This window comes from Streptomyces sp. KL116D (genome assembly GCF_030766975.1).
GTDB lineage: Bacteria > Actinomycetota > Actinomycetes > Streptomycetales > Streptomycetaceae > Streptomyces > Streptomyces longispororuber_A.
Genome location: NZ_JASERH010000094.1, coordinates 1 through 25,525, shown reverse-complemented (window position 1 = coordinate 25,525; position 25,525 = coordinate 1). Strand labels below are relative to the sequence as shown.

The following is a 25,525-nucleotide window of genomic DNA, read 5'->3' as shown; positions in this document are numbered from 1 at the left end:
TTTCAACAGTTCCGCGCTTCCCCGACGTTCCCGCAAGTGCACCGCAGTCCCCGTAAGTGCCCCCCACGGTTCCGCACCCTGAGACGAGTTGGAGCACCGATGCCCCAGCACGTGCCCTTGTCGCTGCGCACCGCGTCGCCGGCCGGCGCGCAGCCCCCGCCGGCCGGTCCCCCACCACCGCGCCGCATCGTCTTCCTCGCCCACCGCGACCTCGGCAATCCGGCCGCGGGCGGCTCCGAACTCCTCGTCGACCGGCTCGCCGACGGGCTGACCCGCCAGGGCCACCAGGTGACCCTGCTGTGCGGCGGCCCCGCCGGGTGCGGCGCCTTCCGGGACTACCGGGTCGTGTCGGCGGGCGGGCAGACCGCCCACTTCCTGCGGGCCCGCTCGGCGTTCGCCCGCCAGGTCGGCGACTGCGACCTGCTGGTGGAGGTGTGCAACGGCATGCCGTACCTCGCCCCGCTCTGGCACCACGGCCCGACGCTCTGCCTGGTCAACCACGTCCACACGGACCTGTGGCGGATGCGGCTGCGCGGACCACTGGCGCCCGCGGCCCACCTCGGCCGAAGACTCGAGCACTGGGCCCTGTCCGGAGCCCAGCGCCGCAACCTGCTCGTCGCCGTCTCGCCGTCGACGGCGACCGCCCTGCACGCCATCGGCGTGGACCGGGACCGCATCCGGCTCGTCCCGAACGGGGTCGAGGAGCCGGGTCCGCGCGCCGACCGCTCCGCCGAGCCGCTGTTCCTCGCGATGGGCCGCCTGGTCGAGTACAAGCGGATCGATCTGCTGCTGCGGCTGTGGGAACGGGTCCGCCCGGTCACCGGCGGCCGGCTGGTGATCGTCGGCGAGGGCCCGGAGGGCGAGAGACTGCGTCAACTCGCCGGTCCCGGCGTCGAGTTCAGGGGACACGTCTCCGAGGCGGAGAAGCACCGGCTGCTCTGCGAGGCCTGGCTGCTGCTGCACCCCTCGGCCGTCGAGGGCTGGGGCCTGGTCATCACCGAGGCGGCGGCGCGCGGCACGCCCGCGGTCGGCTTCGACGTGCCCGGCGTGCGGGACTCCGTCGAGGACGGGGCGACCGGTCTGCTCGCGCACGGCGAGTCGTCGTTCGCGGCGGCCTGGTGCACGCTCGCCCTGTCCACGCACCGCCGCGAGCTGATGGGCAAGGCGGCCGAGGAACGGGCGGCCGGCTACCGATGGGCGCACACCGTGCGGCAGTTCAGAGCGGTGGCCGCGGAGGCGGTGAGGGGCTGGGCGCCATGACGCCCCCGGCCGGGTTCAAGGACCCGTCGTTCCAGCGCTCGCTCACCCTCTTCCGCGCGTTCCTGCGCGAGCAGCGCGACCCCGAGACGTGTTACGCGCTGCTCGCCCGGGACGCCGCCGACCAGGTGGAGGCGTACGGGAAGGTGGCCGGCAAGGTCGTCGTGGACGTCGGCGGCGGCAGCGGCCACTTCACCCGGGAGTTCCGGGCGCGCGGCGCCCAGGGCATCCTCTTCGAGCCGGACACCCGGGAGCTGGGCAGCAGTCCGCCGCAGGCCACGGTGGTGGCCGACGGCTATCTGCTGCCGCTGGCCGACGCGTCGGCGGACGTGACGTTCTCCTCGAACGTGCTGGAGCACGTCGCCGACCGGGACACGTTCCTGAGCGAGCTGGTGCGGGTGACGCGGCCCGGCGGTCTGATCTACGTCTCGTTCACCAACTGGTTCTCGCCGTGGGGCGGTCACGAGTGGGCGCCCTGGCACTATCTGGGCGCCGGCCGCGCGCAGTCCCGCTACCGGCGCCGCACCGGCCGGGCCCCCAAGCACACCCTGGGCGAGAACCTCTTCGCCCACCACATCGGCCCGACGCTGCGCCATGTCCGCGGCCGCGACGACGTCACCGTCGTCTCGGCGCGCTCCCGCTACTGGCCGTTCCTCACCGAGACGGTCGCGCGGCTCCCCGGGGTGCGCGAGTTCGCCACCTGGAACCTCCTCCTCATCCTCAGGCGGTGTCCCCCATGACGACCATGGTCCAGGCTCCACCCGCCGCGGCGACCAACCCGGACCCCGGGCCGGGTCCGCGCTCGCGCCGCTGGCTGTTCGCGTTCTGGGCCGTGCTGTTCGTCGCGTTCTGCGCGGTGCAACCGGGCCGCATGACGTTCGAGACGAAGCTCGGCGTCGCGCTCGACCCGTGGCAGTTCCTGCGCGACCTCGGGGAGCTGTGGCACGACCGGGCGGGCTTCGGCGGGATCGCCGACCAGTACATCGGCTACGCGTTCCCGATGCTGCCGTACTACGCCCTGGCCGACCTCCTCCAGCTGCCGGTGTGGCTGGCCGAGCGGCTGTGGCTGTCGATCGTGGTGACCGTCGCCTTCTGGGGCGCGCTGCGGCTGGCGGAGCGCCTGGACATCGGCACGCCGCGCAGCCGGCTGCTCGGTGCGGTGACGTACGCGCTGTGGCCGACGTTCACGATCGTCATCGGCTCGACGTCGGCGGCGGCGCTGCCGGGCGCCTTCCTGCCCTGGGTCCTGCTGCCGCTGACCAACCCCCGTACCAGCGCGCGCATTTCGGCGGTCCGCTCGGCGCTCCTGATTCCGTTCATGGGCGGCGTCAACGCGGCGGCGACACTCGCCTCACTCCTCCCGGTGGGTCTCTATCTGCTCTCGCGCGCGCCGTCCCCCCGCAAGCGCCAACAGATCACGTGGTGGATCCCCGCCGTCGTCCTGGCGACGGTCTGGTGGGTGATCCCGCTCCTCCTCCTCGGCATCCACGGCGAGAACTTTCTTCCGTACGTGGAGAGTTCGCAGACCACGACGGAGACGATGGCGGCGACGGAGACGCTGCGCGGCGCCGGCAACTGGGTGGCGTACCTCCACCTCGGGGAGGCCTGGCTGCCCGCGGGCTGGACGGTGGCGACCGCCGCGGTCACCATCGTCTGCTCGGCCCTGGCCGCCGCGCTGGGCCTCGCGGGCCTGGCCCGCCGCGACCTGCCGGAGCGCCGCTGGCTGGTGCTCACGGTGCTGACGGCCGCGCTCGTCACGCTCGCCGGGTACGGGGGCGCGCTCGGCGCCCCCTTCCACGAGACGGTCCAGTCGTGGCTGGACGGCGGCCTGGCCCCGTTCCGCAACATCTACAAGTTCGAGACGGGCATCGCGCTGGCCCTCGCGCTCGGTCTCACCCATCTCACCGGCCTCGCCATGGAGAGCCGGGGCACCCGCCCGCTGCGGGCCCGCCGGCACGCCCCGCTCATCGCGGCGATCCTCGTCCTCCCCGGCCTCGCCTGGCCCCACCTCAACGGCTCGATACTGCAGCCCGGCTCCTTCCAGAAGCTCCCCACCTACTGGAAGACCACGGCGGACTGGCTGCACACGTACTCGCCCGACTCCCGCGCCCTGGTCGTCCCGGCGACGGCCCACGGCATCTACACCTGGGGCTCCCCGATCGACCAGCCCCTGGACGTGCTGGCCGATTCCCGCTGGGCGCAGCGCGACTTCGTCCCGTTCGGCACGGCGGGCAACCGCCGCGCCCTGGACGAGGTCGAGCAGGCCCTCATGTCGGGCGTCCGGGTCCCGGGCCTCCAGGACTATCTGAGCCGCTCGGGACTGCACTACGTCGTCGTCCGCAACGACCTCGACCCCGACCAGTTCGGCCACGTCCCCACCGCCACCGTGAAACGCACCCTCACCGAGTCCGGCTTCCACCGGGTCACCGGCTTCGGGCCGGTCGTCACCGGCGGCCGGATCGCCGAGAACACGCCCGTGCAGATCGAGGGCCTCTACCCGCGCCAGCGCGCCGTCGAGATCTACGCGCCCCGGGCGGACACCCACCGCCCCGGCCAGGCGGGCCTCCTGCCGGTGCGGAACACGGCCGAGGTGAGCGGCGGCCCCGAGTCCCTGCTGCGGCTCTCCGCCGACCCGGCCTTCCGCGACCGCCCCGCGGTCCTGACCGGCGACAACCACCCCGGCACCGGCACCCCCGACCTGCGCACGGCCGCCGACGGACTGCGCCGCGCCGACACCCGGTTCGGCCTGGTCAACACCAACACCTCGTACCCGTACACGCCCACGGAACGCAACAGCCCGAACGCGTCCGAGAACCCGGGCGAGAAGCCGAAGCAGATCCTCCCCACCGAGGGCGTCACGCACCAGACGACGGCCCGCATCGAGGGTGCCCGCTCGGTCACCGCGTCCTCCAGCGGCAACTGGCTGCTGCACCTGCCGCAGTTCGACCCGGTGCACGCCTTCGACGGCGACCCGGACACGGCGTGGGCGGAGGGCGCGCCCGACTCGCCGAAGGGCGAATGGGTCCGCGTCGACTTCACCGGGCCGACCACGATCCCGGCCGAGCTCCGGGTGACGCCGCTCCCCCAGGACGCCGTACGGGCTGCCCCTACCCGCATCAGGATCGAGACGGACAAGGGCTCGACGACCGCCGGACTCCAGCCGAACGGGAAGCCGCAGAAGGTCAGGGCCCCCGCCGGCACCGCGAAGTGGCTGAAGGTCACGATCCTCGACACCCAGCAGACCCGCCCCGGTCTGACGGGTGCGGGGTTCTCCGGCATCGACGTCCCCGGCGTCCGGGTGGCCCGCTCCCTGCGGCTCCCGGCCGACTCCACCGAGGCCGGTCAGTTCGTCTTCCACCGCGCCTCGGGTGACGGCGCCCTCACGCTCACGGACACCGAGGCGTCCCTGAACCGCACCTTCGAGACGACGGGCTCGTCCCCGTACACGTTCAGGGCGACGGCGAGGCCGACGCCCACTCAGGCCCTCGACAAGCTCCTCTACGACGTGGCGCCCGACCAGCGGCGCAGGATCACGGCGACCGCCGACTCCACCGCCCGTCTGGGCACCGGCACCACCGCCCGCAACCTCACCGACGGCGATCTGACGACGGCCTGGATCGCGGGCGACGAGCCCACCATCCACCTGCGCTGGCCGGGCAAGAAGGAGGTGTCGGAGATCGTGCTCCCGGCGGCCGGAGGACTCTCCACCCGCCCCGAGAAGATCGACATCAGCAGCCCCGACGGCGCGGCCCAGGCGGGCGTGGACGAGAACGGCGTGGCCCACTTCGACCCGATCACCACCGACCGCCTGGACGTCACCATCACCGAGTCCGCGCCCCTCAAGGTCCACAACCCGGTGGCCGACGAGGACCTCCAGCTCCCGGTGGGACTGACGGAGGCCTACCTCCCGGCCCTCGACGAGTACCGCGTCGAACAGCCGGACCCCGAGCGGAAGTTCACCCTCCCCTGCGGCAAGGGCCCCACCGTCACCATCGACGGCACCCGCCACCGCACCTCGGCCCGCGGCACCGTGCGCGACCTCACCGAGCGCCGCCCCGTGGACATCACCCTGTGCGACCGGCTGACCCTCCCGGCGGGCACCCACACCCTCACCTCCGCCGCGGACGGTGCGCTCGCCCTCACCGACATCACCCTCACCCGGAGCACCGCCACCGCGACGAAGGCCGTCACCCCCACCACCCGCGACCTCGCCATCCACGACTGGCTCGGCGACCGCCGCGAGGTCCACGTCGGAGCGGGCGAGGCGACCTACCTGACCACGTACGAGAACGCCAACGACGGCTGGCGGGCGACGCTGAACGGCCGGGAGCTCACGGCCCTGCGCCTCGACGGCTGGCAGCAGGCGTGGCTGGTCCCGGCCGGGGCGAGCGGCACCGTCAAGCTCTCCTACGAACCGGCCCGCACCTACGAGATCGGCCTGTTCGCGGGCGGCGCGGCCGTCCTGCTGCTGATCGGCCTGGCCCTGTGGCGCCGCGAACCGCCCGAGGGCCAGCAGCCACCACCGGCGCCGCCGTCCCCCGGCTGGATCCTCGGCACCGTGGCGCTCACCCTCGTCGCCGTCGTGATCGCGGGTCCCTGGGCGGCCCTCGTCCCGGCGCTGGCCGTCCTGGCCTGGTGGCGCCACACGCTCCTCGTACCGATCGCGTTCCTGGCGATGGCGGCGGCGGGCGTCATCGCCGCGACGGCGGCGGGCCAGCCGATCCGCGACGGCCAGGGGGCCTTCGGCCGGGCGGCCCAACTCCTCGCCCTGATCGCGCTGTTCGCGGCCCTGGTGACCAGCCGCGCCCGGCACGCTCGTCCGGCGGCCGAGGAGCGGGATCCGGACCGGAGCCCCGCGGCCGACCCATCGGCACCGGGCACCCTGCCGGACCCGCCGCCCCCGCCTTCCCCACCCGTTCCACCTACCTCACCCACTCCTCCCGCCCCGCCTGCCTCACCCGCCTCACCTGCCTCACCGAAGGGGGCGCGATCGTGACGACGCTGGACCGGCCCACCCGCCCCCCGCGCGGCGAGCGCCTGCCGTTCCCCACGGTCGACGAGATCTCCCGCCACTGCCTCCAGTACGACGAGCCGGAGACGGTCCACATCGAGGTGCACCTCACGGGAACCCTCGAACCGGCCCGCCTCACCGCCGCGTTCAACGAGGCGCTGCGCCGCCACCCCCGCATCCTCATGCGGGAGGCGGACCGCCGTTGGTACAGCACGCGCTACGAGTGGGAGCTGACCGAGGACCCCGACGTCCCCCCGGTCTCCTTCCCGCCACCGACCCGCGACGCGCTCAAGGAGGCCCGCACCCGCTCCCTCACCCAGGCCCCGCCCCTCACGTCCTCCCCGCCCATCCGCCTGGAAGCGGTCGAGCACCCCGAGACCGGCACCACCGTCCTCTTCCTCACCATCAACCACACGGCGCTGGACGGCCCGGCCTGCCTGCGCATCGTCGCCACGGCGGCGGAGCTGTACGGCGGCAGGCCGCACACGCCGCCCGTCGCCCCGGCCCCGCCGCCCGCGGCGCCGCCCCCCACCGACCTGCCGTCGTCCTGGGCGCGCCCGGCGCGGGTGGCCCACGGCACCCCGGAACCGAGCCCCGGCAACGGCCTCCTGGTCTGCGAACTGGCGGTCCCGCGCCGCCCCAAGGGCGCCCCGTACACGGTCAACGACCAGCTCATGGTCGCCACGGCCCGGACGATCGCCGACTGGAACGAGGAGCACGGCGCCCACCGCCCGCGCCGCCCCCTGCGGATCACGATGCCGGTCGACGACCGTCCGCGGGACGCCACGATGCCGATCGGGAACGGTACCCGTCTGGTGGAAGTCCCCTTCACCGCGGCCGAGTTGGACCTCGCCACGCCCGCCCTGCTCCAGCGCACGGCGGCCCGCACCTCCGCCCTCAAGTCTCTGGTGCGGCCCCAACTCGGACACGGGGCCGCCCTGTTGACCACCCCGTACGCCCCGGTCGCCTGGCGCGCGGCGGCCACCCGTGCGCTGCGCACGGCCGCCGCGCCCTGGACGTCGACGACCCTGCTCAGCAACATCGGCCGGATCCCGTACCCGCTGGACTTCGGCGACGGGGGCCGCGCGAGCGCCGTGTGGTTCTCGGCGCCGGCCCGGATGCCGCGCGGCCTGACCGTGACGACGGCGTCCACCGCGGGCCGCCTGCACCTGGCCCTGCGCTGGTCGCGCACGCTCCTGAGCCACGGCGACGGAGCCCGTCTGCGCGACCTGTTCGAACACCACCTGCACGCGACGCAGGAGGAGGCGCCATGAGTTCCCCCGCACCCGCGGAACACACCCAGCACACGGAACGCACCCAGCACACCGAAGACACGGACCGCACGGTGCCCGCCGCACACGCGCCCCGCCCGGAGCCCCCGGCCCTACGGGACTTCTACGAGAACCCGGACGTCCCGGTCGCCTCCGGCACCCCCCGCACCCTGCGCCAGACCCGCGTCCTGGCCGCGGCGCTGGCCGGCACCCGTGCGGCGACGGTCCTCGACATCGGCTGCGGCGACGGCACGGCCGCGGCCACGGCGGCCCGCCTCCTCCCCGGCGGGCACCGCATCGTCGGCGTGGACTGGTCCCAGGACGCGCTGCGCCGGGCGGCGCCCCGCGTCCCCCACGTCGTCCGGGGCGAACTCACCGACCACGGGCTGCCGTTCGCGTCGGGGTCGGCCGACGCGGTGCTCTTCAGCGAGGTGATCGAACACCTCGTGGACCCCGACGCGGCCCTCGACGAGATCCGCAGGGTGCTCCGCCCGGGAGGTCATCTGATGCTCTCCACCCCGAACCTGGCGGCCTGGTACAACCGGGCGCTGCTCGTGGCCGGTGTGCAGCCGGTCTTCTCCGAGGTGAGCCTGCGGGCGGTGCACGGCCGCCCCGGCACGGAAGTGGTGGGGCACCTGCGGCTGTACACGCCGCGCGCGCTGCGCCAGTTCGTGGCGGCGTCCGGGTTCGACGTGGTCCGTCTCACCGGAGCGCCCTTCCACGGGGTGCCGCGCCCGCTGCGCCCGCTGGACCGGCTGGCCTGCGCGGCGCCGTCGCTCGCCTCGATCCTCCTGCTGCACGCCCGAAGGACGTGACGTGCCATGCCGGCCGTAGCGTGGGGAGTCGGCGCGGCGCTCCTGGCGAACACCCTCTACAGCGTCGGTTTCGTCCTGGAGAAACGTGCCCTCACCAACCTGCCCGAGGTGAGCGTGCGCCGCCCGGCGCAACTGCTGCGCCACGTCGTGACCAGCCCGCTGTGGCTGGCCGGTTCGATCGCGCTGGCGTCCGGGTTCGGCGCCCAGCTGGCCGTGTACCGCACGCTGCCGATCGCCGCGGCGCAGGGCATCTTCGTCTCCGGCCTGGTCCTGCTGCTCCTGCTCTCCTCGCGTCTGCTGGGCGAGCGCACCTCGGGCCGGGAGCGGTACGCGATCGGCGCGATCCTCGCGGCGCTGCTCATGGTGGTCCTCTCCCTGCGCGACACGGGACGGGACCCGGACGCGGTCGGCGGCGGCGCGCCCGCGCCGCTCATCCTCCTGGTGTGCGTGCCGTCGCTCGCCGCGGGCCTGTACCTGTACGCCGCCGCGGAGCGCCGGGCCAGGCACCGGCACCGGCTGCCGACCACGGGCGTCGAGTACGGCGTCGCGGTGGGCCTGCTGTACGGGGTGAGCTCGCTGGCGATCAAGGGCGTGTCCGGGGTGCTCCCCGACGTGCCGCGGCTGTTCGCCTCGCCGTACCCGTATCTGCTGCTGTGCACGGGCGCGTGCGGGCTCGTGATGTCGCAGGCGGCATTGCAGCGCTGCCGGGCCTCGCTGATCGTGCCGGTGTGCACGACGGTCACCGCGCTGTTCACGGCGGTCCTCGGCACGCTCGCGTTCGGCGAGGCGCTGCCCTCCGAACCGCTCCGGCTCGCGCTGCGCCTCGCGGGCACGGCGCTCGCCGTCGCCGTGCTGCTGCTCATGCCGAAGCACGACGCCTCCCCCACCACACCCCAACCATCGACCACTCCAAGGGAGTTGATGCCCCATGAACCCTGAAGACCCGCTCCTGGAGATCCTGGCCTGCCCCCTCGACAAGGGCCCGCTGGTGTTCCTGCCGGACGGCGAAGGACACGAGGAGGCGCTCTACAACCCGCGCCTGCAACGCCGTTACCCGATCGTCGACGGCATCCCCCAGCTGCTGCCGTCGTCCGGCGAGCAGCTCCCCGAGGACGAGCACGAGCGCGTCCTGAAACGGATCGAGCAGGCCCACCGGGTGATCCCGTGACCACGCTCGCCGCCCGCCTGGCCCCCTGGCTGCCGCCGCGTCTCACGGCGGCCGCGGCCCGCGCGCTCTACCCCCGCTTCGAGCCCGAACTGGCCCGGCTGTCCGACATGGTGCCGGGCGCGGGGGCCTGCGGCACCGCCGTCGACGTGGGCGGCTGGTACGGGCCGTGGACGCACCGGCTGGCGGCCCGCGCCCGCCGGGTGGTCACCCTGGAACCGGTGCCGCACCTGGCCCGTACGCTCGCCGCCTCCGCCCCGGCGAACGTGCGCGTGGTGCGGGCGGCGGCCAGCGACCGGCCGGGCACGGCGCCGCTGTGGCAGCCGCCGCACGACGAGCGCGGCGAGCGCGGCGTGTCGTCGCTGGTGCGCCGCGAGGGGCTGCACACGGCGACCGGGCATCCGGTGCCGTGCGTGACCCTCGACGAACTCGCCCTGGCCGACGTCGACTTCATCAAGATCGACGTGGACGGTGCGGAGCTTCAGGTGCTGCACGGCGCGCAGGCGCTCCTCGCCCGTGACCGCCCGGCCCTCTTCATCGAGCTGGAGACCCGCATCCAGCCGATCGCACCGGTCGTCGAGCACCTGCGGGCGCGGGGGTACGAGGGCTGGGTGCTGCCCGGCGCCGACTGGCTGCGGCTGCCCGGGTTCGACCTGGCGACGCACCAGCGCGGCACGTCGCACATCGCGTCGCAGGGGCTGCTGCGCCGTGCGCTGACCCCGGCGGGGCGCAGGCCGCGCTATGTGAACTCGGTGCTGTTCCTGCCGGACGGGCGGACCCCGGGCCGGGTGCGCGACCATGGAGGGCATGCCACGCCCCACGTCCCCCGGTCCCGCTGAGCCGTTCACCCCGCTGCACTTCCAGCTCGTGCTGCTGCGCCGCATGGCCGACCACAATCCGGAGCTGGTCGAGACGGCCCGCGCCGACCTCGGCGTCTCCGTGGCCGACATGCGGGAGGCGAACCGCCGCTGGCAGGCCATGGTCCGCTCGCCCCGGGCGCGCGCGGCGGTCTCCCGCTACCGCTCGGTCCTGGGCGCCCCCGAGCGGCGGCTGGTCCGCAAGGTCGGCGACCTGGAGTGCGAGGCGCTGCTGTGGCCGGTGCCGCTCTGGCCCGACCTGCGCTTCGAGGTGCTGCTGTCCCCGGCGAACGCGGTCTGGAACGAGTGGCTGATCCGCACCCCCGGCGCGCCCGCCCCGGCCCTGCGGACGCTCGCGGACCTGACGCCGTGGTCCTGCACGGTCGACGAGGCGGCCCGCGCGTTCCCTCCGGCGCGCCCGCTGGAGGGTTCCGCGCCCACGCGCTGGGGCCTGGCGTTCACGGCCCCGGACGAGGCGGGGACCCCGCGCGAGGTCCGCGCCGAGTTCACGTACGGGCTGCTGCAGCGCTGGTCGCAGACCTAGGGCCTGTCGTCAAACTCCCGTCGTCGCCCGAAGGGCGGGCAGACGGGAGTTTGACGACAGGCCCTGGGGTCGTTGTCTAGGCGCCCGCGGCCTTCGCGATGGCCTCGGCGACCACGGGGGCCGAGGCCGGGTGCGCGGCGCCGAGGAACAGATTGGGCTCGACGAGCTCCAGCTCCATCACGCACGGCCGCCCGTCCGCCCCGTCGACCAGGTCGACCCGCGCGTACAGGAGCCGGTCGGGTCCGCCCGGCACGGCGGCCAGGGCCTGCTCGGCGACGGCGAGTTCGGCCGCGGTCGGCTGCCACGGCTCCAGGGACGGGTGGGCGACCTTCCGCTCGTCGTAGGCGACCCCGGCCGTGAGCACCGCGCCCTTGCGGATGGCGTGCAGGAACCGTCCGCCGTAGAAGAGCACGGCCCGCTCCCCGCTCTCGTCGATCCCCTCGACGTACGGCTGGACCATCGCGGTCAGCCCTTCGGCGTGCATCCGGGCCACCTGCCGCAGGGCGACGTCGCGTTCGTCCTGGGTGTAGCGGGCGGCGTAGCGGGCGCCCGCGCCGGAGGTCGGCTTGATCACGAAGGGGCCGTCCGCGGGCAGCTCCGGTACGTCGCCGAGCGCGACGTACGACGTCGGGACGGTCGGCACCCCGTGCCGGGCGAGCTCGCCGAGGTAGCGCTTGTCGGTGCTCCAGCGGAGCACGTCGACCGGGTTGGCGAGCCGGGTGACGTCGGCGCACCGGGCGGCCCACTCCAGGAACTCGTCGCGCCGCCAGCTGTAGTCCCACGTCGAGCGGACGACGACCAGGTCGAACGCGGCCCAGTCGGTGTCCGGATCGTCCCAGGCGAGCACGTCGGCGTCCGCCCCGGTCCGCCGCAACTCCTCGGCGAGCAGCGGCAGATCGCGGTCCACGGGCATGTCGGGTCCGGGCCGGTAGGTGACCAGGGCGATGCGGGGCATACGGGGGCTGCTCCTCGGTGCGGGTGTGGTGGACGGCGCACCACGAGGCTAACGCGACGGTCAGGGCCAGTACCGGGCGAGGACCCCCTCCTTGAAGGGGTCGGGGGACACCGCGAGCGAGCCGGAGAAGGGGTGGTCGAGGGTGAGGCAGAGCAGCAGGCTGACGCCGATCAGGACGGCGACGGACGTCACGAACATCATCTGCGCGGTGCGGCTCTTGATGCCGTAGAGCCAGGTCAGCGGCAGCATGACGAGGGCACCGCCGTACACGAGGACGCTGAGCAGGATGGGCAGGGACTGCTGGGAGTCCTCCAGGCGGGTGCGGCGGGCGCCGGCCACCTCGCCGAGCGTGGTCACCGCCTGGGCGTAGTACGTCTTCTCGGCCTCGGTGACCGGTTCGTAGTCCTGGAGCACCTGGTAGAGCCGGACGGTCGCGGGGTTGGTGAGGTTGGGGTCGGGGTCGCCGTCCCGCATCAGCGGCCACTGCTCGTCGACCACGGCGTGCACGTACGCGCCCATGGCGGCGCTGATCCGTCGCTGCTCGGCGGGCGGGAACGCGGCGGAGTCCCGCAGCACCTCGGCGCTCTGCGTCGCCTCCGCCGCCACGTTCGCCTCGGCGGCGTCGAGCCCCTCCCACTCGGCGACGATCACGAAGGCCAGGATGATGCCGTAGATGGCGGCGTACATGCCGAGCACGACGCCGGCCATCTCGTTGTACTCCCCGTCCCTGAGGCGGGGCACGTACCGCCGCACCAGCAGGCACCCCGCGACCCCCAGGAAGACGGCCCCGCCCACGAGGAGCCCGGCCAGCGCGACGGTGCTGAAGTGATTGAGCAGCCAGATGTCCACGCCCCCGTAAACGGGCCCCCTCAGCGGGAGTTACGTGCCGGTGGAGCTCGAATCGGGGTCCCATTCCAGCAGCCGGACCTTGGCCACGGAGCGGACGTGGCGGCGCATCGCCGCCGCAGCGCCGCGCCCGTCACCGGCCTCGATCGCGGTCAGGATGGCCCGGTGCTGGGCCAGGGAGCGGCCCGGCCTGCGGGGCTGGCGCAGCGACTCCGTGCGGGACTCGGCGATCGGCTCGTCGATCTCCCGCATGAACGCGGCGAGCAGCGCGCTGTGCGCGGCCGCGGTCACGGCGGCGTGGAAGAGCCGGTCGCCCTCGATGCCGAGGCCGCCCGCCCCGATGTCGTCGGCCATCCGGTCGAGCGCGGTGCGCAGCGCCGTCAGGTCCTGGTCCGTGCGCCGCTCGGCGGCCAGTTCGGCCAGCTTCGTCTCCAGGGCCTCGCGGGCCTCCAGGACGTCCGGCAGCCGCTTCTTGCGCTCGACGAGCCGCTCCACGGGCTCGGCCACGTCCAGGCCGTCCCGCACCAGGTACGTGCCGCCGCCGTGCCGCACCTCGACCAGGCCCTGCACCTCCAGGACGACGATGGCCTGCTTCACGGAGGCCCGGCTCACCCCGAGCCGCGCCGCGAGGTCCCGCTCGGTCGGCAGCCGGTCGCCCGCGCGCAGGCCGCCCTCGGCGACGTACGCGCGCAGCCGGTCGAGCACCTGCTCGTACAGGCGCGGGCGTGCCGCCATCGGCCGCAGTGCGTCGTTCATCCCTGGCTCTCTCCCGGCGTGATCCTGGGCGGCAGCGTACGTCCTTGACGCGGACGCCTGCCAGACGGCACGCTCGGATTGGCTCAGCCACTCAGCCAATCCGGATTACGGTCCTTCCGCCTGCCAGGAGCTTCCCTTGACCCGACTCCTTCCCGCCCTGACCGACACCCCCGACCGCCCGGCGCTGCGCTTCGGCGACCGCGCGCTCACCTACGGCGAACTGGCCGGGGCCGCCTCGCCACTGGCGGGCCGGATCGCCGGTGCGGGCCGGGTCGCCGTGTGGGCGACGCCGACCCTGGAGACCGCGGTCGGCGTGGTCGCGGCGCTGCTCGCGGGGGCGGCCGCCGTCCCGGTCAACCCGAAGTCGGGCGACCGCGAGCTCGGCCACATCGTGCGGGACAGCGCGCCCGACGCGGTGCTCGCGGCACCGGACGCCGAACTCCCGCCCGCGCTGGCCGGGTTGCCGCGCATCGACATCGACGTGCCGGCGTCCGCGGGACCCGTCGACGCGGCCTCACTGCCCGTCGAGCCCACCGACCCCGAGGCCCCCGCCTTCGTCGTCTACACCTCGGGCACGACGGGCCCGCCCAAGGGTGCGGTGCTGCCGCGCCGCGCGGTCTCCTCGACCCTGGACGCGCTCCAGGACGCGTGGCGGTGGACGGCCGACGACACGCTGGTCCACGGCCTTCCGCTGTTCCACGTCCACGGTCTGATCCTGGGCGTCATCGGCCCGCTGCGCCGCGGCGGCGAGGTCCGCCACCTCGGCCGCTTCAGCACGGAAGGCGTGACCCGCGAACTCTCCACGGGCGCCACCATGCTGTTCGGCGTCCCCACCATGTACCACCGCATCGCGGAGGCCCTGCCCACCGACCCCGAGCTGGCGAAGGCGCTCTCCTCCGCGCGTCTCCTGGTGTCCGGTTCCGCGGCGCTCCCGGTCCACGACCACGAGCGCATCAGCTCGGCGACGGGGCAGCGGGTCGTCGAGCGGTACGGCATGACGGAGACGCTGATGAACACGAGCGTGCGCGCGGACGGGGAGCCGCGCCCCGGCACGGTGGGGGTGCCGCTGCCCGGCGTGGAGCTGCGCCTCGCGGAGGACGACGGCGTGACCGAGGTGACCGGCGCGGGACCCGAGGCGGTCGGCGAGATCCAGGTCCGCGGCCCGAACCTCTTCCTGCACTACCTGAACCGCCCCGACGCGACGGAGGCGGCGTTCGCGCCGGGCGGCTGGTTCCGCACGGGCGACGTGGCCGTCCGCGACGCCGACGGCTACGTCCGCATCATCGGCCGCAAGGCGACCGACCTCATCAAGAGCGGCGGCTACAAGATCGGCGCGGGCGAGATCGAGAACGCGCTCCTGGAGCACCCGGCGGTCAAGGAGGCCGCGGTCACCGGCGCCCCCGACCCGGACCTGGGCGAACAGGTGGTGGCGTGGATCGTCCCGGCGGACGCCGCACACCCGCCGACGCAGGAGGACCTGGCGAACCACGTGGCCGCCCGCCTCTCCCCCCACAAGCGCCCCCGCACGGTCCACTACCTGGAGGCGCTCCCCCGCAACGACATGGGCAAGATCCTCAAGCGGTCACTGACACCGAACGGCTGACCCGGATACGGGTGGCCCAGGGGCGCGGGGAACTGCGCGACCGGCCACGACGAAGCCCGCACTCAGGAGACGGCCCCACATGGCAGACGCAGCCCGCACCACCCTGCACACCCTGACCGCCACCTTCCACGAACACCCGCCCCCACCCCCGCCCGACGACCCGAACCCCCTCGACTGGCCCGACTACGCCCCGGCCAAGGCCCGCGCAGCGACCCGCACCGGGGAGCACGAGTCCGTCCTCACCGGCACCGCCGAGATCGACGGCACCCGCACCGTGGTCATCGCCTTCGAGTTCGGCTACCTGGGCGGCTCCCTCGGCCGGCAGACGGGCGACCGGATCGAGGCGGCCCACGCCCACGCCCGCCGCGACCGCCTCCCGGTGGTGTCGCTGGTCGCCACGGGCGGCAGCCGCATGCAGGAAGGCATGCTCGCGCTGACCCAACTCCAGCGCGCCGCCCGGCAGTCCGCGCTGACCCGGGCCGCGGGCCTGCCGCAGATCGCGGTGGCGTGCGACCCGACGACGGGCGGCGGCTGGGCCACCCTGGGCGCGGGCGCCGACGTGACGCTCGCCCTCCCGGGGGCGCAGATCGGGTTCGCCGGGTCCCGGGTCCGCCCGCCGGACGCGGACCCGGCCGCGTACACGGCGGAGGGTCAGTTCGCGGCGGGCGCGGTCGACGCGGTCGTGGCGCCGGACGACCTGCGCGGCACGCTCGGCGACTGGCTGCGGCTGCTGACCCGCCCGGCCGCGGCGCCCGCCCCCGTCCCCCGCCCGCTGGGCCGCACCGATCTGCCGCCCACGGGCTGGGCGGCGGTCCGCCGCGCCCGGTCACCCGAACGCCCGCGTGCGCAGGCCTACTTGGCCGACTACTTCACCGACCGGCGGGAGCTGCGCGGCGACCGAGCGGGCGGCACCGACGACGGCATGCTGTGCGGCTTCGGCAGCCACGAGGGCCGCACCGTCGCCTACGCGGCCCAGTGCGGCACGGCCACCACCCCGGCCGGCTACCGCACCGCGACGCGGCTGATCGGCCTCGCGGGCCGGCTCGGCATCCCCGTCCTCACGCTCGTCGACACCCCGGGCGCCGCCAACGACGCGGCGGCGGAGCGGGCGGGCGCGGGCGCGGCGATCGCGGACCTGTTCCTGGCGGTCGCCGGAGCGCCGGTCCCGGTCACCACGCTGGTCGTCGGCGAGGGCGGCTCGGGTGGTGCGCTGGCGCTCGCGGCGCCGGGGAACACCTGGGTGACGCCGGACGCGTACTTCTCGGTCATCGCCCCCGAACTGGCCGCGGCGATCCTCAAGCGGCCGCCGGACCAGGCGGAACGCACCGCGGACCAACTCCGGATCAGGCCGCAGGACTTGGTGGACCTTGGGGTCGTGCGCGGCATCGCGCGGCAGGCTCCATAAACGAACAAGGGAGCAGTTGTTCCCTGGAACAGGTGATCGTCGCTCCAGAGTTTGCGTGCGGCCCTCGGGACCAACGATGCTTACGGTGCGCAAGCAACGGGCTGCAGACCGTAGCGACCGCATCGCGATGCACGTGCAAGTCCCAACACATGCACCACAGTTCTAGGAGAACGCAACACCATGAACCTCATCACCGACATCCTCGCCGGCCTCGCCCACTTCGTCGGCTGGCTGGTGTAACACCGTCGGACGCCGACGCGGCGCCGTCTCCCCCGGTCCCACGGGGAGGCGGCGCCTTCGCGCGTCCGGCGCCCGGCGGCGGAGCCGCTGTCGGACCCGGCCCCGCACCCCGTACAGGGACGTCGCGGTCATGTGGACGCACCGGCCAGCCGGCGCAGCCGTGGGGCGACCTCCTCGCCCACCCGGAACGCCTCCTCCAGGTGGGGCCAGCCGGAGAGGATGAACTCGTCGACGCCGACCCGGCGGTACTCGTCCAGGCGCTCGGCGACCTCGTCGTGGGAGCCGACCAGGGCCGTGCCCGCGCCCTCCCGGACCAGGCCGACGCCCGCCCACAGGTTGGGGGCGATGGTCAGGCCGTCGGTGGTGCCGCCGTGCAGCGCGGTCATCGCGGCCTGTGCGCTGGAGTCCATCCGGGCGTACCGCTCCTGGCTGGCGCGGATCGCCTCGGGGTCCATCCGGTCCAGGATGCGAGCCGCTTCCGCCCACGCCTCGGACGCGTCGTCGCGCGAGATGACGTGGATGCGCAGGCCGAACCTGAGGCGCGGATTGCGGTCCCGCATCCGGGCGATGCGCGCGGCGACGGCCGGTACCGGTTCGCCCCACAGGAGTTGCACGTCGGCGCGGCGGGTGGCGACGTCCTCGGCGGCCGGGGACGCGCCGCCGAAGTAGAGCGGGACGGGGTGCTCGACGGCCGGGTCGGTGAGCTGGGCGCCCTCGACCTGGACGTGCTGGCCCTGGAAGTCGATGCGCTTGCCGTTCAGCAGGTCGCGCAGGACGGCCATGACCTCGTCGGTGCGACCGTAGCGCTGGTCGTGGGCGAGCCGGTCGCCGTAGGAGCGCTGCTCGACGGGGTCACCGCCGGTGACGACGTTCAGCCGCAGCCGTCCGCCGGTGAACTTCCGGAAGGCGTCGGCCTGTTGGGCCAGCAGGGTGGGGCTCGCGAAGCCGGCGCGGAAGGCGACGAGGAAGCCGATGCGTTCGGTGTGCTGGGAGAGCGCGGAGGTGAGGATCCACGGGTCGACACAGCCGAGCCCGACCGGGGTCAGCAACGAGGTGAACCCCGCCTGCTCGGCCGCGCTCGCGACCTGCGCCAGATAGCCGATGCCGGCCGGCCGCCGGGTCGCGGCACCGCTCCTGGCCTGCACGGAAGTGACTCCGCCGGGGTCGCGGCCGTCACCTCCGGTGGGCAGGAACCAGTGCAGCAACGGGTGGTTTTCGGGCATGGGGGCACCTCGGAATCGGGGCCGCCGCACGGGCAGGCCCTGCCAGGGAAAGGTCAGCGCGCGGAGATCAGCGCGAAGGGGGTGCCGCTACGGTGTGCCGGTTCAGCAACCGGCCGTACGGCAGCGCGTGTCGGCCCGACAGAGCATCGTGGAGACACGCAGCAGATCCACGTGACGACGCGAGACGAGTACGGGGGCCATGCCCGCATCCTGTCCGTGCGCACACCGCACCCACAAGGCCGTTCCGGATGCCGGACAGATCTGTTCCGGCATGCGAAACAGCCGGGGCCCGGCGCGGAGTGTTCCCGCGCCGGACCCCGGCCCGTGCATGCCCTGCTCAGAGGGCTACTTGGGCTACTTGACGGCCACCGCCCGGATGATCTCCTGGCTGACGGAACCGCCCTTGTCGTCCTTCGCGCCCGCCTTCAGCGAGACCGACGTCGCGTCGCGCGGGATGCTCAGGGAGCCCGTCCACGAGGCGCCGGAACCCTTCAGGGACACGGACTTCCAGGTCTTGCCGTCGTCGTAGGACACCTGGAGGGTGCCGCCGCCGAGCCGGCCGGTGTCGATCGCGCCCTTCACGTACTCGGCGGACAGGCCGACGGGGAGCTTCGAGCCCGCGCGCACCGTGCCCGCGAGACTGGTGTCGAGGTCGTAGTTGAGGTTGATCAGCGGCAGGAACGCGGACGCGTCCTCACTGGTGTGCGCGGACCTGAAGTTCCACTCGCTGTGGCCGGTGGTGCCGGTGCCCCACACCGCGGGGTCGAGCGCCGTGTCCGTGACGAGCTTGTAGGGCTTCTCGGCCGGGTCGGCCGTCCACACGTACGCCGCGGAGCCGGTCCTGCGGCCCTGGCTGACGCCGTCCGCGAAGACCTCGGTGGTCTGCGTCATGCCGCTGTCGTCGGCGTACGGGTCGCCGAAGCCGGTGTGGTCGGGACCGGAGTCGCCCCAGCCGGGCGTGTTGAACTGCATCTGGTCACCGCGCCGCTGCTGTCCCCAGCCGAGGCCGCTGCCCAGGTACGGGTGCCAGACCGGCTTGAACCAGTTCAGCGCGGTGCGCTTGCCCGCCTTGTACGAGACCAGGCCGCTGCGCTCCTCCAACGGGCCGCGGTTGACGGACTCGTGCCAGCTCTGGCCGGACTCGACGGAGACGTAGTCGGTGCGGTGGCCCGGGAAGTCGTAGCGCTCCTGGAAGCCGCCCGCGACCGCGAAGGACGGGTCGACGGAGTAGCGGTACTCGCTGCCCTCGGTCTTCTTGTCGCCGTAGAAGGTGGTGTCGACGGTCGCGAGGTCGCCGGCGCCCGGCGCGAAGACCAGGTTCTTGTCGGGGATCGCGCCCTTGTAGCCCTTGGACAGGTCGTAGGAGTACGAGGAGTTCTCGATGCCCGTCATCGAGATGCGCTCACCGCGCCGCTGCTTGGCGAGCAGCCGGTCGAAGTCGGCGTTGGTGACGCTCGCGATCTGCAGCGGGCGGTCCGTGCCGTCCTCGTTGTAGAAGAGGGTGTTGAGGCGGCCGCGGCTGTCGTCGGTGAGGAACAGCGCCGTGGCGCCCGCGTCCTGGGCGGCCTGGGCGATCTGCGCCTCGGTGAGGCTGCCGTCGACGTGCACGAGGGCGGCCTTGCCCTTGACGTTCTTGCCCGCGTAGTCGGCGGGGGCGCCGGCCCCGGCGTTCACCAGGGCGAGCCTGCTGTCGCCCGTGAGGAGCGTGGAGCCGGGCTGGCCCCACACCTCGTCGAGGCCGTCGACGGTGATGTGCGGCTGGGCCTCGCGCCACGTGGTGCGGTACGCGTAACTGCCGTCGGTCACCGGCTCGGTGGGCAGCGCGAACAGCGAGTCGTACTTGATCGGCAGCAGCGCCATGCCGAAGAGGTCGGCGCCGCCCGCCTTGCGGTCGTACTGCACGAGGGTCTGGTGCGGGTCGGTGTCCTTGGAGACCCGCGTGCCGACCTCGCGCAGCTTCGTGCCGTCGAGGGTGATCTCGCGGTCGCCGTCGAGCTTGACCTCGGGGTCGGACAGGTAGCCGATGCCGAGCGCGTCCTTGCCGCGGGCGCCGCGCACGTCGAGGAACGTGTCCAGGTAGTAGGTCCCGGGCTTCAGACGCAGCTTGACGGTGCCGGAGTCGCCGACGGTCGCGGGCACCGGGTCCACGTTCGGGAGGAGCTGCTGGTACATGAGGTCGGCGGCGGTCGGCTTGCCGTCCCGGTCCTTGACGTGGACGGTGAGCGTGTAGCGCTCCTCCTCCTTGACCAGGCCGAAGGCGGTGTGCGCGACGGCGGTCCCACCCGAACTGGCCACGATCTGACCGGAGTTCGTGCCGACGGCGGCCTGGGCGCCGTCGGCGGTGACGGTGGTGGAGGCGGTGCCGTGCGCGGGCACGGTCAGGGTGGAGTCGGCGAGCGTGGCGAGCCCGGCGGCGCCGCCCTGCACGGCCAGGTCCAACTCCACGGCGCTGTCGGAGGAGTTGGAGTACGTGACGGTCTTGGTGACCGGCTCGTTGTCCTCGTACGGCCAGGTGTACTGACCGAGGTCGACACTGCCGGTCGCGGTGACCTTCGCGGCGATCGCGTCGGGCACGGAGACCCGGCCCGAACCGATCGCGTACGCGGAAGCGTCCAGCTGCTTCGAGGACGACATCAGCGCGTCCTTGAGCTGGGCGCCCGTCCAGTCGGGGTGGGCCTGCGCGAGGAGGGCGGCGACCCCGGCGACGTGCGGCGTCGCCATCGACGTACCGCTCATGGTGGTGTACGAGCCGGAGCCCTCCACCAGTGAGGAGCGGGCCGCGAGGATGTCCACGCCCGGTGCCGAGACGTCCGGCTTGAGGCCGTTGTCGCCGAGCCGCGGGCCCTGGCTGGAGAAGTCGGCGCGCTCGTCGTTCGCGTCGACCGCGCCGACGGTGAGGGCGGAGTCGGCGGCGCCGGGCGAGCCGATGGTGCCGGGGCCGTAGGAGTTGCCGCCCGCGATGACGAACAGCGCGCCGGTCTCCTTGGAGAGGGTGTTGACGGCGGCGGCCATCGGGTCGGTGCCGTCGCTGCCCTCCTGCGAGCCCAGGCTCATGGAGATGACCTTGGCCTTGACGTCCTTGGCGGCCCACTCCATGCCGGCGATGATCTGCGACTCGTCGCCGTAGCCCTCGTCGGAGAGCACCTTGCCGACGGCGAGCGTGGCGTCGGGGGCGACGCCCTTCTCCTTGCCGTCGGACGCGGCGCCCGATCCGCCGACGGTGGAGGTGACGTGCGTGCCGTGGCCGGCCCGGTCGGCGACCTCCTGGCCCGCGATGAACGACTTCGACTCGGTCACCCGCGACGCCAGGTCCGGGTGCGTGGTGTCGTAGCCGGTGTCGAGGACGGCGACCTTGACGCCCTTGCCGGTGAGCCCGGCCTCCCACGCCTTCGGGGTGCCGATCTGCGCGTTGGACTCCGCCATGTCGGCCTTGACGCGGCCGTCGAGCCACACCTTGCCGATGCCGTCGGAGTAGCCGGCCTTCGTGGTCAGGTCGTTCCAGAACGTGCGGCCCTTGTCGGCGTCGAGCGCCGCGCCGCCGATGACGTCCAGCCTGCGGGTGCGCTCGGCGCCCTCGGGCGCGGCGGCCGCGGTGCGGGCCGCCTTGGCGCCGTAGGTGACGATCAGCGGGGTCGCGTCGGCCTCGGTGTCGGCCAGGCCCTGCTCCAGCAGCCCGGTGACGTCGAAGAGCCGCTGGTCGAGCTTGCCGGCGGCCAGGTAGGGGCGGGCCTCGTCGGGTATGACGCTGATCCGTCCACCGGTCACCTGGGTGCGGACGAGCCCGTCGGCGCCCTTGGGGCGCTTGACGTCGACGGTGCGTCTGCCGCCGCCGACGTCCGTCACGGTCACTCTGTCACCGGTCACCAGCGTCACCGTGTGGGCGGCGCGGGCGGCCTTCGTGGTCTGGACGGGGACGACGTCCTGCCCGGACGGCGCCGCGTTCGCACCGGCCGTGGGCAGCAGTGCGAACGCCAGACCGGCCGACAGCAGGGCCGCGCCGCGTCGCGCGGAACCTCTTGTCATCGTTGCCCTCTCCTCGTAGAGGCGTCGGGTGCGGGGGTGTCACCCGAGTGCTCCGACGAGTCTGAAGGGCCTTGTGTTACATGGCTGTTGACGCGCGCTGGCGGGAAGCTGCCCTGGCATTTTCCCGCCAGCGCGCTCCCCCGGGACGCGGCGGGGCGACCGGCGCGAAACCTGGAGTTCCGCCTCGGTCACGCGTCACAATGGCCCCAGGCACGACAGCACGGCTACGGGGGGCTCAACGCATGGACGGACTGGTCGAGTTCACGGTCGAGGACGGCGCCGCCGGGCCCGTCCTGTTCGAGGCGGACCCGGCCGACGACGAGTCGGGCGCCCGGCTCGTCTCCCGCAGCCGCGAGACCGGCGCCGTCCGGGCCACGACGACCTTCGAGACGGCGCTGGACTCGGTGCGCTCGGCGGCCCAGTCGGCCCTGCGCGTCCTGCGCGACGGCCCGCTGTCACCGGACGGCGTGGAGATCGAGTTCGGCGTGAAGCTGTCGGCCGAGGCGGGCGCGGTCATCACCAAGGGCTCCGCCGAGGGCCACCTCGTGGTGCGGTTGAGCTGGGCGCCGCAGGAGCGCGGCGCCGCGCAGGACGCCGGCCCCGGCGCGGAGCGCGATCGGCCACGGCCGGCCGGCGCCCAGGGGCCGGACAGCGACCCGGCGGCAGCCGCGCCCCGCCCATGAACGGCGCGAAGTGGCAGGCCCGCGTGGTGAGCGGCACCGAGGTCGGCGCCGGCTTCCTGGTGACCCCGCGCATGGTGCTGACCTGCGCCCACGTCATCACCGACGAGGCGCCCGTCACCGTCACCTTCCCCCAGCTGCCCGGCGAGGACCCCGTGCGGGCCCGGCTGCACCTGCACGGCGGCTGGCGGGGCGGCGCCGCGCCCGGCGACCTGGCCGTGCTCGAACTCGACCGGGACATGGACATCCCGCCCGCCGAATTCGCCCTGCCCGGGGCGGCGTTCGGCGATCCGCCGCCGCGGCTGCTCGCGTACGGCTTCCCCCGCCACTACGACGAGGGCACCCTCGCCGAGTACCGCGCCAAGGCCGATCTGCTGGTCGGCGACGAGTGGGTGGAGCTGGTGGCCCTGGACGGGCACGGCCAGCCCATGGAGGGCGGCTTCAGCGGCGCCGCGGTCACCCTCGCGGGCTCGCACCGGGTCGTCGGCATGGTGACGCAGACGACCGGCGGCCGCGGCGTCCTGGCCAGCCGGATGCTGCCGCTCGACGTGATGGCCCGCTACTGGCCCGACCTCGCCGACCGCATCCCCTGCCCGGCCCCGGCCGCCGGCCGCCCGGACACCGGCCGGCTGCACACCCTCATCGAGAAGGCGACCCGCACCCACCTCGACTGCGACCCGGAGCGCCTCTACCGGTACGCGGTCGGCGAGTTCGGGCCCGACGTGCCGCCCGGCGGCTTCGCGTCGCTGTGGGCGGCGGCCGTGTACGTGCTGTCCGAGGTCGACGAGCCGGACGCGGTCGCCCGGTTCACCGAGCGCCTCGACGCGCTCCTCGACGCCCCGGCGCCGCCCGCCGCCGCGCCCCGCTGGACGCCGGTCCTGGTCGACGTGCAGCGCAGCGGCGCGGGCGACGACCAGGCCCTCGTCGAGGTGTCCGCCTACAGCGCGGGCCGCCGCCATCCGGTCGGCTCGCGCACGCTCGCCGAGTCGGAGGTGGCCGCGTACGTGCGGGACGTCATCGACGACGCGCTGGCCCATCTGCCGCCGGGCACCGACGAGTTGGTGGCGTTCACACTGCCCCCGAAGTGGCTGAACTGGCCGGTGGACCGCTGGCCCGCCGGCCCCGACGACCCGACCCCGCTCGGCTGCGCCTACCCCGTCGTGGTCACCCACCCCACGCGCCGCCAGGTCGGCCCGCTGCGCCGGCTGACGCGCCGCTGGCAGGACTCCGCCGGGCGGCCGGTGCGCGCCGTGCACCGGGTGGGGTGCGACGGTGCCGGGGCCGCGAGCCAGCGGGAGCTGCGGGTGGCCGACGTGGCGGGGTTCGCGCGGCCGCCGGGCGCCGTCCCCGATCCGCGGTTCGACGCGGCGCTGACCAAGCCGGTCCCGGCGCTGCTGTGGCCACGGACCGGGTGCGCGAAGGACCACGAGCCCGGCGCCGGCTGCCCGGGCGGCACGTTCCTGGACGAGCTCGGCCGGTACGTCACCGGTGCGCGCCTGGCCGAACTGCCGTACAGGATCATGGAGTTGCGGGAGGCGGCGGATGCCAGGGACGACCACTGGGCCGGTGACGTACAGCTGCTGTGGGACGCCCCGCACTGCTTCCCCGACCCGCGCGAGACCGGGGCGCCGCACCGGTCGCCCGTAGCCTGAGCCCGCCGACGGAGAGTACGGAGAGCAGTGACCATGCCCGAGTGGCCCGTGTACACCGGCGCGAACGAGCCGCACGACGGCATCGACCGGCTGCCCGCACCCCCGCCCTGGCGCGCCTTCGACGGCGGACCCACGCTGCCGACACCGGACGACGCCGACGACGAGGCCGCCGTCTCGCCCGACCGGGTGCACCGCGCGCACACCTACCGGGCGACCCCGGAGAGCATCCAACTGGTCAACGCCGCGCTGTACTTGAGGCGCCCGCTGCTCGTGACCGGCCCGCCCGGCACCGGCAAGTCGTCGCTCGCGTACGCCGTCGCCCGCGAGCTGCGGCTCGGCCCCGTACTGCGCTGGAACATCACCAGCCGCGCCACCCTCGCCGACGGCCTGTACCAGTACGACCCGCTGTCCCGCCTCTACGCGGCGCGCGAGGCGGGCGACGTCGACGTGGCGGACCACCTGCGCCTCGGCCCGCTCGGCACGGCGCTGCTGCCGCACGAGCGGCCGCGCGCCCTGCTCGTCGACGAGATCGACAAGAGCGACCTCGACCTGCCGAACGACCTCCTCAACATCCTGGAGGAGGGCCAGTACGAGATCCCCGAACTGGTCCGGGCGGGCGGCGCCGCGCAGGTGCGGGCCGACGGCACGGACCGGCGGGTCCCCGTCGCGCGCGGCCGGGTGCGCTGCCGCGCGTTCCCGTTCGTCGTCCTGACCAGCAACGGCGAGCGCGAGTTCCCGCCCGCCTTCCTGCGCCGCTGCGTGACGCTGCGGCTGCACCGGCCCGACGAGGCGCAGCTGGCCGAGATCGTCCGCGCGCACCTGGGTGAACCGGACGACCGGGCCCGGCAGTTGATCTCCCGCTTCCTGTCCCGGGCGACCTCGGGCGAGCTCGCCACGGACCAGCTGCTGAACGCCATCTACCTGACCGGGGCGGCGGGCCTGGACGCCGCGGACCGCGACGAGCTGGCCCGGCGCCTCATGCCCGCGCTGGACGGCACCCCGGACCCCGATGCGCGCTGAACTCGGCCGGCTCGCGGCGACGCTGACCGCGGCGACGGACGACGGCACCGCGCCGACCCCGGTCGAGCTGGCCGAAGTGCTGTGGCTGGCCGCGCGGTTGGCGGGGCAGGACGACGGCGAGGAGGAACCCGCGCCGCCCCCGCCCCCGGACGCGCCGCCCGAACCGGCGCCACCGGCGTCCGCGCACGACGACCTCCCGGCG

Annotated in this window: 19 protein-coding genes and 1 pseudogene; 15 read left to right on the top strand and 5 right to left on the bottom strand. The window is 74.2% G+C overall.

The genetic code is table 11. The features are described 5' to 3' along the window. The first annotated feature begins 99 nt into the window (after window positions 1-99). Genes RBJ77_RS37200 through RBJ77_RS37160 form a run of 9 tightly spaced genes read left to right on the top strand, consistent with a single transcriptional unit; the run spans window position 100 to window position 10,920 of the window. Window positions 100-1,260 (top strand): glycosyltransferase family 4 protein, encoded by a 1,161-nt coding sequence (locus RBJ77_RS37200; protein WP_372348973.1) that lies wholly within the window; start codon window positions 100-102, stop codon window positions 1,258-1,260. After that, window positions 1,257-1,997 carry a class I SAM-dependent methyltransferase gene (locus RBJ77_RS37195; RefSeq protein ID WP_372348972.1) on the top strand — a complete coding sequence of 247 codons (741 nt, stop codon included), beginning with the start codon at window positions 1,257-1,259 and terminating at the stop codon, window positions 1,995-1,997. The genes RBJ77_RS37200 and RBJ77_RS37195 overlap by 4 nt, the downstream gene beginning before the upstream one ends. Next, complete coding sequence (locus RBJ77_RS37190) at window positions 1,994-6,253, top strand: alpha-(1->3)-arabinofuranosyltransferase family protein (protein WP_372348971.1); 4,260 nt, start codon at window positions 1,994-1,996, stop codon at window positions 6,251-6,253. The genes RBJ77_RS37195 and RBJ77_RS37190 overlap by 4 nt, the downstream gene beginning before the upstream one ends. Next, on the top strand, window positions 6,250-7,542 hold the full coding sequence (locus tag RBJ77_RS37185; RefSeq protein WP_372348970.1) for a condensation protein: 1,293 nt from the start codon (window positions 6,250-6,252) through the stop codon (window positions 7,540-7,542). The genes RBJ77_RS37190 and RBJ77_RS37185 overlap by 4 nt, the downstream gene beginning before the upstream one ends. Continuing rightward, window positions 7,539-8,354, top strand: a complete 816-nt coding sequence (locus RBJ77_RS37180) for a class I SAM-dependent methyltransferase (protein ID WP_372348969.1) — start codon at window positions 7,539-7,541, stop codon at window positions 8,352-8,354. Before RBJ77_RS37185 ends, RBJ77_RS37180 begins: the two co-directional genes overlap by 4 nt. Before the next feature lie 6 nt (window positions 8,355-8,360). Further along, entirely contained in the window at window positions 8,361-9,293 is a 933-nt protein-coding gene (locus RBJ77_RS37175; RefSeq protein ID WP_372348968.1) for a hypothetical protein, read from the top strand. Continuing rightward, window positions 9,283-9,522, top strand: a complete 240-nt coding sequence (locus RBJ77_RS37170) for a Trm112 family protein (protein WP_372348967.1) — start codon at window positions 9,283-9,285, stop codon at window positions 9,520-9,522. The genes RBJ77_RS37175 and RBJ77_RS37170 overlap by 11 nt, the downstream gene beginning before the upstream one ends. Next, window positions 9,519-10,358, top strand: coding sequence for an FkbM family methyltransferase (locus RBJ77_RS37165; RefSeq protein ID WP_372348966.1), 840 nt, complete (start codon window positions 9,519-9,521; stop codon window positions 10,356-10,358). The genes RBJ77_RS37170 and RBJ77_RS37165 overlap by 4 nt, the downstream gene beginning before the upstream one ends. Next, the gene (locus tag RBJ77_RS37160; RefSeq protein ID WP_372348965.1) at window positions 10,327-10,920 is read left to right on the top strand and encodes a hypothetical protein; all 594 of its coding nucleotides are present in this window, start codon (window positions 10,327-10,329) and stop codon (window positions 10,918-10,920) included. The genes RBJ77_RS37165 and RBJ77_RS37160 overlap by 32 nt, the downstream gene beginning before the upstream one ends. Window positions 10,921-10,996: 76 nt before the next feature. Here the strand turns inward: RBJ77_RS37160 and RBJ77_RS37155 are convergent, their stop codons facing one another. From RBJ77_RS37155 to RBJ77_RS37145, 3 genes are read right to left on the bottom strand one after another with little or no spacing between them, the layout of a single operon-like run. Then, a complete protein-coding gene (locus RBJ77_RS37155; protein ID WP_372348964.1) occupies window positions 10,997-11,875 on the bottom strand; it encodes a RimK family alpha-L-glutamate ligase in 879 nt (292 codons plus the stop codon). Window positions 11,876-11,935: 60 nt separating this feature from the next. After that, a complete protein-coding gene (locus tag RBJ77_RS37150) occupies window positions 11,936-12,724 on the bottom strand; it encodes a hypothetical protein (RefSeq protein WP_372348963.1) in 789 nt (262 codons plus the stop codon). A 30-nt stretch (window positions 12,725-12,754) separates the two neighbouring features. Continuing rightward, a complete protein-coding gene (locus tag RBJ77_RS37145; RefSeq protein WP_372348962.1) occupies window positions 12,755-13,477 on the bottom strand; it encodes a FadR/GntR family transcriptional regulator in 723 nt (240 codons plus the stop codon). A 136-nt stretch (window positions 13,478-13,613) separates the two neighbouring features. On the opposite strand from RBJ77_RS37145, the gene RBJ77_RS37140 reads away from it, so the two are divergent. Together RBJ77_RS37140 and RBJ77_RS37135 are read left to right on the top strand one after the other, a co-directional pair. Beyond that, complete coding sequence (locus tag RBJ77_RS37140; RefSeq protein WP_372348961.1) at window positions 13,614-15,080, top strand: acyl-CoA synthetase; 1,467 nt, start codon at window positions 13,614-13,616, stop codon at window positions 15,078-15,080. A 79-nt stretch (window positions 15,081-15,159) separates the two neighbouring features. Further along, entirely contained in the window at window positions 15,160-16,485 is a 1,326-nt protein-coding gene (locus tag RBJ77_RS37135) for a carboxyl transferase domain-containing protein (protein ID WP_372348960.1), read from the top strand. A 368-nt stretch (window positions 16,486-16,853) separates the two neighbouring features. Here RBJ77_RS37135 and RBJ77_RS37130 read toward each other — a convergent pair whose 3' ends face one another. Together RBJ77_RS37130 and RBJ77_RS37125 are read right to left on the bottom strand one after the other, a co-directional pair. After that, window positions 16,854-17,948 carry an LLM class flavin-dependent oxidoreductase gene (locus tag RBJ77_RS37130; RefSeq protein ID WP_372348959.1) on the bottom strand — a complete coding sequence of 365 codons (1,095 nt, stop codon included), beginning with the start codon at window positions 17,946-17,948 and terminating at the stop codon, window positions 16,854-16,856. Window positions 17,949-18,302: 354 nt separating this feature from the next. After that, window positions 18,303-21,971 carry a S8 family serine peptidase gene (locus RBJ77_RS37125; protein ID WP_372348958.1) on the bottom strand — a complete coding sequence of 1,223 codons (3,669 nt, stop codon included), beginning with the start codon at window positions 21,969-21,971 and terminating at the stop codon, window positions 18,303-18,305. A gap of 242 nt (window positions 21,972-22,213) precedes the next feature. Here RBJ77_RS37125 and RBJ77_RS37120 point away from each other — a divergent pair, with 242 nt between their 5' ends. The 4 genes and pseudogenes from RBJ77_RS37120 to RBJ77_RS37105 all read left to right on the top strand — a co-directional run. Then, window positions 22,214-22,654 carry a CU044_2847 family protein gene (locus RBJ77_RS37120; RefSeq protein ID WP_372348957.1) on the top strand — a complete coding sequence of 147 codons (441 nt, stop codon included), beginning with the start codon at window positions 22,214-22,216 and terminating at the stop codon, window positions 22,652-22,654. After that, window positions 22,651-24,303, top strand: coding sequence for a trypsin-like peptidase domain-containing protein (locus RBJ77_RS37115; protein WP_372348956.1), 1,653 nt, complete (start codon window positions 22,651-22,653; stop codon window positions 24,301-24,303). The genes RBJ77_RS37120 and RBJ77_RS37115 overlap by 4 nt, the downstream gene beginning before the upstream one ends. Window positions 24,304-24,336: 33 nt before the next feature. Continuing rightward, the gene (locus tag RBJ77_RS37110; RefSeq protein WP_372348955.1) at window positions 24,337-25,323 is read left to right on the top strand and encodes an AAA family ATPase; all 987 of its coding nucleotides are present in this window, start codon (window positions 24,337-24,339) and stop codon (window positions 25,321-25,323) included. After that, window positions 25,313-25,525 (top strand): annotated as a pseudogene (locus RBJ77_RS37105) (hypothetical protein); the annotation flags it as partial. The gene RBJ77_RS37110 and the pseudogene RBJ77_RS37105, both read left to right, overlap by 11 nt.

Coding starts and splice junctions, on each gene's coding strand:
- RBJ77_RS37175 (WP_372348968.1), top strand. CDS start 8,361: ATGCCGGCCGTAGCGTGGGGAGTCGGCGCGGCGCTCCTGGCGAACACC.
- RBJ77_RS37195 (WP_372348972.1), top strand. CDS start 1,257: ATGACGCCCCCGGCCGGGTTCAAGGACCCGTCGTTCCAGCGCTCGCTC.
- RBJ77_RS37160 (WP_372348965.1), top strand. CDS start 10,327: ATGCCACGCCCCACGTCCCCCGGTCCCGCTGAGCCGTTCACCCCGCTG.
- RBJ77_RS37110 (WP_372348955.1), top strand. CDS start 24,337: ATGCCCGAGTGGCCCGTGTACACCGGCGCGAACGAGCCGCACGACGGC.
- RBJ77_RS37170 (WP_372348967.1), top strand. CDS start 9,283: ATGAACCCTGAAGACCCGCTCCTGGAGATCCTGGCCTGCCCCCTCGAC.
- RBJ77_RS37200 (WP_372348973.1), top strand. CDS start 100: ATGCCCCAGCACGTGCCCTTGTCGCTGCGCACCGCGTCGCCGGCCGGC.
- RBJ77_RS37120 (WP_372348957.1), top strand. CDS start 22,214: ATGGACGGACTGGTCGAGTTCACGGTCGAGGACGGCGCCGCCGGGCCC.
- RBJ77_RS37155 (WP_372348964.1), bottom strand. CDS start 11,875: ATGCCCCGCATCGCCCTGGTCACCTACCGGCCCGGACCCGACATGCCC.
- RBJ77_RS37130 (WP_372348959.1), bottom strand. CDS start 17,948: ATGCCCGAAAACCACCCGTTGCTGCACTGGTTCCTGCCCACCGGAGGT.
- RBJ77_RS37115 (WP_372348956.1), top strand. CDS start 22,651: ATGAACGGCGCGAAGTGGCAGGCCCGCGTGGTGAGCGGCACCGAGGTC.
- RBJ77_RS37180 (WP_372348969.1), top strand. CDS start 7,539: ATGAGTTCCCCCGCACCCGCGGAACACACCCAGCACACGGAACGCACC.
- RBJ77_RS37190 (WP_372348971.1), top strand. CDS start 1,994: ATGACGACCATGGTCCAGGCTCCACCCGCCGCGGCGACCAACCCGGAC.
- RBJ77_RS37125 (WP_372348958.1), bottom strand. CDS start 21,971: ATGACAAGAGGTTCCGCGCGACGCGGCGCGGCCCTGCTGTCGGCCGGT.
- RBJ77_RS37145 (WP_372348962.1), bottom strand. CDS start 13,477: ATGAACGACGCACTGCGGCCGATGGCGGCACGCCCGCGCCTGTACGAG.
- RBJ77_RS37135 (WP_372348960.1), top strand. CDS start 15,160: ATGGCAGACGCAGCCCGCACCACCCTGCACACCCTGACCGCCACCTTC.